Genomic DNA, 10,058 nt, shown 5'->3' with positions numbered 1-10,058 from the left:
TTCCTAGGCTCTGCCTGGGAACCGATGGCCAGAGGCTCTGCCTCGCGAGGTGCGATGAAAATTCGAGGCAGAGCCTCGGGATCTGCGTTACCAGGCAGAGCCTAGTAACGAGTAATTTAATAACTCATAATTATTCCATGAAAATTACCCTTCCAGAACTATCTTTAGTCGTTCTCATCGGTGCATCCGGTTCCGGTAAATCTACCTTTGCCAGCCAACATTTCCTACCTACAGAAATCATTTCATCGGATTATTGCCGGGGGCTGGTTTCCGATGACGAAAACAATCAAGCTGCAACCAGCGATGCTTTTGAATTACTGCACTTTATCGTTGCTAAACGGCTAGCAGCAGGGCGATTAACTGTTATAGACGCGACAAATGTTCAGCCGGAAAGTCGCAAACCTTTGTTAGAATTAGCTCGAAAATACCATTGCATTTCGGCCGCAATTGTGCTAAATTTACCCGAAAAATTGTGTGCCGATCGCAATCAACAACGTCCAAACCGCAACTTCGGCAGTCACGTAGTTCGCCGCCACGTTCAGAATTTAAAGCGATCGCTCAAATCTCTCGATCGCGAAGGATTTCGCTACGTTTACATCCTCCGTTCCCCAGAGGAAATCGACGCGGTAGAAGTCGCAAGACAACCGCTGTGGAACAACCGCAAAAGCGAGTCCGGCCCGTTTGACATCATCGGCGATATTCACGGCTGCTGCGGCGAATTAGAGCAATTGCTGCAACAGTTGGGCTATCAAATTGTGGAAAAAACCAGCGAGTCCGGCTTCTGGGATTTTCCCACCTACGCGCACCCAGAAGGGCGCAAAGCCGTGTTTTTGGGCGATTTGGTCGATCGGGGCCCGCGCATTCTCGACACCCTCAAACTCGCCCGCAACATGGTAGTTGCAGAAACAGCTTTGTGCGTCCCCGGCAATCACGACATTAAATTGCTGAAAAAACTCAACGGCAAAAATGTCAAAATCAATCACGGACTCGAACAAACCTTAGCAGAAATAGCAGCTTTGCCCGACGAATCCCGCGAATCTGCTGCCACAGAAATACGCACATTTATAGACAGTTTAATCGGTCATTACGTCCTCGACGGCGGCAAATTAGTCGTCGCCCACGCCGGGATGAAAGCAGAATTTCAGGGACGCGCCTCGGGCCGCATTCGAGATTTTGCACTCTACGGTGAAACAACCGGCGAAATCGATGAATTTGGCTTACCAGTCCGCTACAATTGGGCAGCCGAATATCGAGGTCAGGCAGCGGTTGTTTACGGACACACCCCCGTTCCCGAAACAGAATGGTTGAACAATACTGTTGATATTGACACGGGCTGTGTTTTCGGCGGCAAACTAACAGCTTTGCGCTATCCCGAAAGAGAATTTGTCAGCGTTGCGGCTGCGAGAATTTACTGCGAACCTGTGAAGCCGATCGCACTTACTTCTGTTGCAACTCCTCTCACCGCTCAACAGCAATTTGACGACGTATTAGACATTACCGATGTATTGGGAAAACGAATTATTTCCACTCGCCTGCAAAGCAACATTACGATTCGAGAAGAAAATGCGATCGCCGCCCTTGAAGTCATGAGCAGATTTGCCGCCAATCCCAAATGGCTGATTTATTTGCCGCCCACAATGTCTCCCGTTGCTACTTCCAAACAACCCGGACTTTTAGAACATCCAGCCGAAGCCTTTAGCTACTACCAAAAGCAGGGGATATCAACAGTTGTGTGCGAAGAAAAACACATGGGTTCCCGCGCCGTTGTCATTGTTTGCCGCGATGAATCTGTTGCTAAACGGCGCTTCGGAATTCTCAACAACAGCATTGGCATTTGTTACACCCGTACCGGACGGCATTTCTTCGATAATTATACCTTAGAAACAGAATTTTTAGCCAGGGTAAATGCTGCTCTCACCACCAGCAATTTTTGGGATAAATTTCAAACCGATTGGGTGTGTTTAGACTGCGAATTAATGCCTTGGTCTGCCAAAGCTCAAGGTTTGTTACAAGAACAATACGCTCCTGCGGGAACAGCATCCCGTCACGGGTTTGCGGCGGCAATTAAGAATTTAGAACAGGCAAGTCAGCGGGGAGTTGAAGTTAATGCTTTGCTCGCTAGCTACCGGGAACGAGCCGAATTAGCCGATCGCTATGTTAATGCCTATCAGCGCTACTGCTGGCCCGTGCAATCAATCTCCGATCTCAAGTTAGCACCTTTCCACATCTTGGCAACTGAGGGAAAAGTTCACACCGACAAAAATCACTGTTGGCACATGGAACAGATTGCAGAAATTTGTCAAGCTGACCCAGATTTTCTGTTAGCCACTGAATACAAAGTAGTTGAAATAGCAGATTATGACAGCCAATTAGCGGGGATTAAATGGTGGGAAAAACTGACTGATGCGGGAGGAGAAGGCATGGTTGTTAAGTCGATGGAATTTACCGTAAAAAATAGTAAAGGACTGGTACAGCCTGCGGTAAAATGTCGCGGAAAAGAGTATTTGCGGATTATTTATGGTTTGGAATATTCTTTGCCGGAACATTTAGAAAAATTGCGATCGCGCGGGCTTTCAGGGAAGCGTTCTTTGGCGTTGCGAGAGTTTGCTCTCGGTGTAGAATCATTGGAGAGATTTGTGGCGGGCGCTCCTTTGAGGCAAGTTCACGAGTGCGTTTTCGGAGTTTTAGCGATGGAGAGCGAACCTGTCGATCCTAGGCTGTAATCTGAAGGTATAAAGCAGGCGATCGCTCACACATCTATCCCTATTAATCGTTGCACTTCCGATGTCGATAAATTCATCATTTGTGCAACTTGCTCTAAATTCATTCCCGAATTTAACAGGTTAGAAATGAGCGATCGCAAGGCTAATTCCGCCGCCAGTCGTCCTTGTTCCGCCGCCAGTCGTCCTTGTTGCTCTTCCTCATGAGTCTTCAGAAACTCTTTTGTTTGAGGATTTCTAAACCTCAATTCTCCAGAGACTATGTGTAATTCCAGTCCCAATACTTCGCTGTACAGCCACAGCGTATCGAAGGCGATATTATTGGCGGGAATCGGATGGTACTGGTTGTTGACTAAACGCAGTCCTTGCAATATCGGATTCAGATAATCTCCAGACGGATCGTACTGAAAGTATTCCCTGACTCCCAAACTTCGATAGGTTTCTGGTTTGGTTTCTTGGTCTACATCTTGAGTTGTTTCGGATGTTATTTCTAAGACAAACTGCGGCGCTATACCGGCTTCTTTCCAGATTTTATAGTTATCTCTTTGGCGTTTTCTGACTCCGAATACTACATAAATATCGGGAGCAACTACTGCTGCTTTATTGCCTTCTTCGTAATAGACGAAAGAATTTGCTGACACGTATACATCCGATCGCGATTCAAAGTGCAGCTTCAAAGCTTCCACGCCGTAAGTCATGTAATCGCGCGTGATATCGCTTTCCGCCATCGGCTCTCCGTCGCTGCTGGGATATTCTATTTCTTCTTCGATTTGTTGAGTGAAAACTGTCACGGTTTAAGTCTCCTCCATTCTCTCTGATTTTATTTTAGCAGGTTAGAGAAACTAATTATAATAAAAAGGCGTTTGTACTTGACAAAGGTTTTTTCATGCCGCTATCATAAGCTGGTATCGATTTTTGAATCGGTCAATCAATGCTGCTACTGCCATCTACAAGCTGGCAATCTGCTATAAGCTGTCTGAGTATCTCTAAGGTGCAATCGGCTTCGTATTTAAAATTAAACGCCATTATAAATAAGAACTGCATCGTAAAAAATAGGATGATTGGTAGGATGATTAACAAGCTCATTTCTTCGATAAAGAAAATCGTAAGAAACCCGATAAGGAGCGCCAAACTCAGTAATAATTGGACAATAATGAGGGTGGAAAGACGCAGCGTCAGTCGCAGCAACGAACCACCGGGAATGTCTTGAATTTCTCCTTGCGTCACTAAACACCATCTCCGATTTCCCGAAGGTCCGATCGCGCGCAGGGAATAGCCATCAAGATAAATTTTGTATCGGTAAGGAAGTTGCCCTCCTACGAGTGTAGGCGTTACCCCAATTACATTGGCTGGAATAATGGTCGCGAGTCGTTGGCGGATTGGTTCTTTGGTTAGCGGTAGATGGATGGTTGCTTCTCGGTAAGGGATCGCCCACAACAGAGGTCTGAAAAATGATTTCATCTTTGAATATCTCCTTTAGAGGGGATTTGAAGTGGGGACTACGGCATTTTTCATGGTTCCGATCGCCTAAAAATCAGGAGTTCGGTGGCGTTTTTAAATTAGACCTCTTGCCTCAGTCCTTTTAATCAAATCTTGGGACGGGCTAGAAGCCCATCCCACAAGAAAAAAGATTTTTGTGGATGGGCTTCTAGCCCGTCCTAACTATTTTTGCAAGAAGTCTATTTTATGGGCGATCGTCTAGAAGTGCAGTAAAAGTGTAGCAATGCGCTAGGGACTCACAATCAAAAAAAAATGGCGTATGTACTTGACAAACGCCATTTTATAGAGTTACAAACGCGGCGTTTTATCTTGTTTAAAGGACGCTAACCATTCGCGAAGTTCGTTGGCCGCAATCTCGCGCCCGCCCAGACCAAAGGCTAGAGCAATTCCAACTGCGATCGCCCCCAAGAGCAGCCCGAAAGCTAAATTCACAATATCGCTGCCAATGCCCATTTGTTGCAGCGCTAATGCCGCCACAAAAGCAATAATCGCGATGCGAGCCGTTTGGCCCAACAACCGCGCTTGGCGAGTTCCAGAACTGGCAATCAAACTAAAGGCCAGGTTCGCCAAATACAAGCCGATCGCAAATACCACCAAACCGGCCAGCACCCTACCTGCAACCAGCACAATACCGCTGACAATCGCCGTCAGCGCCGGAATCCCCAGCACGTCGGTAGCGGCAACCACAGCAAACAGCATGATGCCTACCTGCACCACAATGCCGACAAATTGCGAAGGCGTGCGGGAGGCAATATCCGGTTCTTGCAGAATCGTTGCTTCAGGATCGATCGAGCTTGACGGTAGCCGCAGCGGCTGTTTCGGCTGCATTCCCAACCAAGAAAAAACATTGTTAAAGCCAATTCCGGTGAGGATATTAGTCACCAAATCGCCTACCCAGCGCCCCAAAATGTAAGCAACCCCCAGAATTAGGGCTGCTGTGAAAATGTTGGGAAGCGCGCCCAAAATGTCGTTGAGCATCGCAATTGCCGGCAGCGAAATCGCCTGGATGTCCAAAGCGTTCAAAGCTGCGATCGCCGTGGGAATCAAAATCAACACGTAGACGATCGTACCGATAATCCACGACAGCGATTGTCCGCCCGAACTCCGGGAAATACCAAACCGAGCGCCCAAACTGTCCGCCCCAGCAGCAGCCAGCAGGTTCGTAACAATCCGCTGCACCACTTGAGCCAGCAGCCAGCCCACAAACCCGATCAGCAAAGCTTCCAGGATTTTTGGAATTGCCGCCAAAATTTGGTTGAGCAAATTATTAACTGGTAGCAAAGCCTGCTGCAAATCCAGCGATTCGAGAACCAACGGCAAAAACAGCAGAAAAATGAACCAGTACAGCGCATTCGCCAGAGTATCGCTCAGCAGCAAAGGATTCTCGGTAGGTGCATTCCCCACCTGCTGGTTCAAGCGCTCGTCCACGCCAAAAGTCCGCATCGCCCGCGACAATGCCAATTTGGCAACTGTCGCCAACACCCAAGCAATCCCCAGAAAAATTAGGGCTTTGGCTAACTTCGGCAAAGCACCAGCAATTTGATTGAGAAAAGTATTCAGCGGTTGCGAGACAGCCGTTAAATTCAGCCGGTTGAAAAAGGCAACTAGGAAAAAGATAAAAATGATCCAGAATACGGCTGCTGAGATCCATTTTTCCACTTGCGGAGAGCCTTCTCCTTCCGGGCGGCCGGTAATCCAACCAGCCAGTCGGTTGTCTATGGTAGTCTTCTTGAGCAATCCCCCGACTAAAGAGGAGACGAGGGCCGATACGATCAAGCCAATTAGCAGGATACCGACGGCCCAGATCAGATTTTCAATGTTTGAACCCACAACAAAATTGTTCAATCCGCGTTCAGCTTCTGCCAGCGGATTCGGGGCTGGTTGGACTTGTGCCAAAAGGCGGTCGGACAACACCGCTATTTGCCCCGACATCTGTTGAGTTATTTCTTGCCAAGTTTCATTCATTTTTTTCTCAGGTTAACGTCAGATTTGACAAGGAAGATAAGAAACTGTAAGAATACGCTTCTAGCTTGCAGGTTTTCATGTCAATTCGTCAAGTTTTCGAGCAATCAATTGAAATTCGCGCTGCTGCCACCTTGGTGGAGCGCTGTATAGTCGATCGCACTTTGATGCACGAGTGGCTCAATCCCATGCTGCGCTGCGAACCAGAGGGCGAGTGGGATACTGCTGTGGGAAGCCGCAGCTTGTTCATCATAAAAATTCCGGTTTTGCAACCCACTTTAAACAGCGTGGTGCTAGAGCGACAACCCGGTTTAATTGTTTGGGGGTTTGACGGATTTTTCCAAGGGTGCGATCGTTGGGAATGCCAGCCCCACATCCAAGGAACTCTTTTGATTAACCGCTTTGAATTTCAAATCCCCAATCCTTTAATTAGATTTGGTTTCAATAGCTTTGCAGCTTCTTTGACCAAAAAAGACATGAAAGACCAACTCCGCCGACTCAAACGAGTAGCGGAGCAATTATCTCAAGAAATTAGTAATAGCTAATCGGTATTATTTACTTCCCAGTCCCCGATGATGAATTTGGCTGACAAATCATTTGTCTTGCTTGACCAGCAGTATTTTGCAAAGCTGGGGAATTCTGATATAAAGCCTGCATATCTTGCAAATCTTTGATAACTCGCTCATAGATTACCACCGCTTGATTGCCATTTACTTCTAAAGCGGCAGGCCCGTAATTTTGAATCACTTCGATCAGGGATATTTTGCCATCTTTAGAAGCGGCGATTAAAGCATCGCGCAGTGCCGGCGCGCTTTGCAGCCGAGTTGTCGGCGTATAAGCAACCTCGCCCAATTCTTTTAAAACAATTTCCCCAAAATAAGTATTTGCCAAGCGCGTTACTAATTGGGAATCTAAAGCCACTTCTCGCGTTAATATTTCCCGCACCGCCTCCGGATTTTGTTTCGCCAGATTCAGAACGCTTTGCAGTTGAGGTGATGCTGTGCCGGTTTCTGCAAAGCTTTGCAAGTCGCTCATCGGTAAAGTTACGTCAATAGCACCGTATTTTACGGTAACATTGTCTAGTGCAAAGGATTTGGTGCTGCTCAGAAATACTGCACTTGTCGAGAGCAAAAGTGCCAAACCTAATGATAAAGATTTTGACATTCTTTTGGTAAAATGGGCTGACTGCGGTTGCATTTGGTTCGGATAACTTTGTTGAAACTTAAAGTTCATGGGTTTGTGCCTTTTTACGTCAAAATACTGTTTCGATCGATCGTCTCTGCGGGTATCAGTCGAGAAAGTGGACTCAGAAGTTCCGTAAATGACATAATATTTTACAGTCAGGTCGAGCAAATGTAACCTATCAAAAGATAGGTGTTAATCGCTCGGTTATATGTTATGCCCAGATTTGCAAAAATTCGATCGAACTTTGTAAAACTTATCGAGTGTGGCTTGGGGTGCGATGTTGTGCGATCGCCCATTTAATACCAATTTAATAAATACTTGCTATAGATGAATTTCTAGCCCCCCCCTTAACAAGGGGGGGTTGGGGGGGTTCTATGTAGCACTTATGTTGGAAAATGGTATAAGTTTAGTTCTAGTCGAGCCTTCCGAGCAATTGGCGAATTGCAGCAGCATCCTCAGCATTCGGAGCATTTGTCAGGTAAAGTTCCAAATCGTGCCGCGCCTCAGCAAAACGCCCCATTTGATAGAAAAGAATTCCGCGATCGCGCCTTTCCCCCAGCGCATGGGGAAACAGCAGCAACAGCCGTTCGATCGCCCCCAACACCCTCAAAGCATCGCGCTGCTGCAAATAAATCGCCTTCAGATTTCCCAGCATTCGCCCCAGCAACTGCCGGCGACTTACCGGGGCGAGAAAAGCCGGCTGCAACTCCATAGGTTGACCGTAAATTTGAGAAAGTCTCCCCTGACAATCTTCAGGAAATAATATCTCGCCGCCATTAAAAGCATCAACAAAAATCCCAGCACCTTCAAAATCCGGCTTAATCAAAAAATGTCCCGGCATTCCAATTCCCACCATCGGAAAATCAATGCGCTTAGCAACCTCCAAATAAACCAGAGATAAAGAAATCGGAATCCCAGTGCGGCGATCGAGCACTTGATTCAAAAAGCTATTGCGGGGGTCATAATAATCAGCATCATTACCCGAAAATTCCAAATCCTCATACAAATAGCCGTTAATAGTTTGAATGATCCGCAGCGGATAATTCTGTGGCGGGAGGCGCAAACGCACTCGATCGGCGATCGAATCGAGAACATTGAGATATTCTTGGGGCTCAAAATTGGGGTATTCCTCCAAAGCCATGTACAGGGCAGCTTTCGCGAGGTCAATCGAGCCATCCGGCTGATTAATTTCTTGGTAAAAAAGTTGTCTGGCTCTGGAAAAGTCCATATTAATAATTTATTTGATTTTAATTAACAATACTTCGGACAGTTTTTAAGCAGCGAGAGTACCATAGGATAGGACTGATGGAAGGTTAGGGTGATTTAAAATTAAATCCGGGTCTAAATCTAACTTATCAATAAAGGTGTAAAGTATATGTCTGTTGAATTGCTGCCGTTTATAAGAGGCCATTGAAAATACGAATGACTCGGGAGACAAATGACGATTATAAGCTTCATATTTGGCTAAATTTAAAGCAATTAGACTGGCATTAAAATGAAAATTAAGGCGTTGACCACTACGACATTGACCAGAGGATAAACCAGTAAATTGTTTGGCATCACGAAAAATAAACTCAATTTGAAAACGAGCCTGATAATACTCAAGTATTTGCTCACCTGTCAGAGCGAGCTCAGTGCTAAACAATAAAATATTTTTGGTTTTACCGTTAGGTTGAACTTCTCCAAGGCAAGCTAAACGTATTTTACATTTTAAACAAACACTCCATACTACTAATGAATAAAGCTTAACCCCCGGCTTAACTTCTTTAATAAAAGTTAAATTTTTTAAGTTTTTACAGTCTACTTTTCCATCATATTTGCGAGGAGCTCCCCGTTTATTTCTTTCACCTGTATAGAGGTAATTTAAGTTGGCATCAGACCGTAATTTGCTAATCAAATTTAAATTAGAATTTCTGACAGCATCCCAGAACTTAGCGCGGTAATAATAACCGTCAGCTACCAAATAACGTACAGATTCTGGCAATAAAGAACGAGTTTCTTTTAAGTGTTGAGAATAGTCGTCAACTCTTGTTAATTCAGGCGTTGAGCTTTGGAATCCCTCTTTTTTAGTCGGTTTTTTTGACTTGTTTTTGCCTCTAACAGTGAGGGGATTTTTGGGTAGTTCTGTGGGTGGACGCCAGGGTGTTTGTTTGACACTCACACTATAAGATAAATGAGTTTTAACTTCGACCAGAGAAATTACGGAAATTTCTAATCCCGATTCTGGTCTGCCAGCCACACCATTATAAAAAGTAGCTTTTCCTTCTGTTTTTTTGCCACTTTTTTTGATAAATGAACAATCGATTACAGCAATAATTGTTCGTTCAGGATTCAAGGCTTTCTTGATAAAGTATTGATTGAATTCACTAAAATCAAAATTTTTCAAGAAATGACGGCGATAAGTTTTTTCACTCAACGAACTATAACGGCTCAGATTGGTAAAGTTCACCTTGCCATAGACAAGCAATATGGTGGAAAATAAAATCACCATAAACTTTTTTTGGGATTGACTAATTCCTGACATTTGTTGTAAGATGGATTCTAGAATATTCATCAGGCATTTTTTTAAGTTCGTGTGTTTTTAGAGCTTAACGTAAAAAGTGCCTTTTTTTTGGATTTTCGGTTAAAATCCCAGGGACTTTTTGGCTCTGATCGGGGAGCGTCCCTGTTCCAAAACTGTCCGAAGTATTG

General features: G+C 45.2%; 8 protein-coding genes. 2 read left to right on the top strand and 6 right to left on the bottom strand.

All coding sequences use genetic code 11. The features are described from left to right. Positions 1-137: 137 nt before the first annotated feature. Positions 138-2,723, top strand: a complete 2,586-nt coding sequence (locus WBA89_RS21335) for a polynucleotide kinase-phosphatase (protein ID WP_424409280.1) — start codon at positions 138-140, stop codon at positions 2,721-2,723. Between the two features lie 26 nt (positions 2,724-2,749). On the opposite strand, the gene WBA89_RS21330 is transcribed toward WBA89_RS21335, so the two are convergent. The 3 genes from WBA89_RS21330 to WBA89_RS21320 all read right to left on the bottom strand — a co-directional run bounded on the left by WBA89_RS21330 (position 2,750) and on the right by WBA89_RS21320 (position 6,185). Continuing rightward, complete coding sequence (locus WBA89_RS21330; RefSeq protein WP_424409278.1) at positions 2,750-3,511, bottom strand: Uma2 family endonuclease; 762 nt, start codon at positions 3,509-3,511, stop codon at positions 2,750-2,752. A gap of 133 nt (positions 3,512-3,644) precedes the next feature. Next, entirely contained in the window at positions 3,645-4,181 is a 537-nt protein-coding gene (locus WBA89_RS21325; RefSeq protein ID WP_424409276.1) for a hypothetical protein, read from the bottom strand. A gap of 327 nt (positions 4,182-4,508) precedes the next feature. Then, complete coding sequence (locus WBA89_RS21320) at positions 4,509-6,185, bottom strand: mechanosensitive ion channel (protein ID WP_424409275.1); 1,677 nt, start codon at positions 6,183-6,185, stop codon at positions 4,509-4,511. Positions 6,186-6,262: 77 nt separating this feature from the next. Between WBA89_RS21320 and WBA89_RS21315 the strand changes: the two genes are divergently transcribed. Continuing rightward, a complete protein-coding gene (locus tag WBA89_RS21315) occupies positions 6,263-6,727 on the top strand; it encodes an SRPBCC family protein (RefSeq protein WP_424409274.1) in 465 nt (154 codons plus the stop codon). A 10-nt stretch (positions 6,728-6,737) separates the two neighbouring features. On the opposite strand, the gene WBA89_RS21310 is transcribed toward WBA89_RS21315, so the two are convergent. The 3 genes from WBA89_RS21310 to WBA89_RS21300 all read right to left on the bottom strand — a co-directional run bounded on the left by WBA89_RS21310 (position 6,738) and on the right by WBA89_RS21300 (position 9,921). Beyond that, a complete protein-coding gene (locus tag WBA89_RS21310) occupies positions 6,738-7,346 on the bottom strand; it encodes an alpha/beta hydrolase (RefSeq protein WP_424409272.1) in 609 nt (202 codons plus the stop codon). A 433-nt stretch (positions 7,347-7,779) separates the two neighbouring features. After that, complete coding sequence (locus WBA89_RS21305) at positions 7,780-8,595, bottom strand: SirB1 family protein (RefSeq protein WP_424409270.1); 816 nt, start codon at positions 8,593-8,595, stop codon at positions 7,780-7,782. Between the two features lie 45 nt (positions 8,596-8,640). Then, entirely contained in the window at positions 8,641-9,921 is a 1,281-nt protein-coding gene (locus WBA89_RS21300) for a transposase (RefSeq protein WP_424409268.1), read from the bottom strand. Positions 9,922-10,058 lie beyond the last annotated feature (137 nt).

The sequence above is a fragment of the Microcoleus sp. genome, from assembly GCF_049646505.1.
Classification (GTDB): Bacteria; Cyanobacteriota; Cyanobacteriia; order Cyanobacteriales; family Microcoleaceae; genus Microcoleus.
This window is presented reverse-complemented; position numbering and strand designations above follow the sequence as displayed.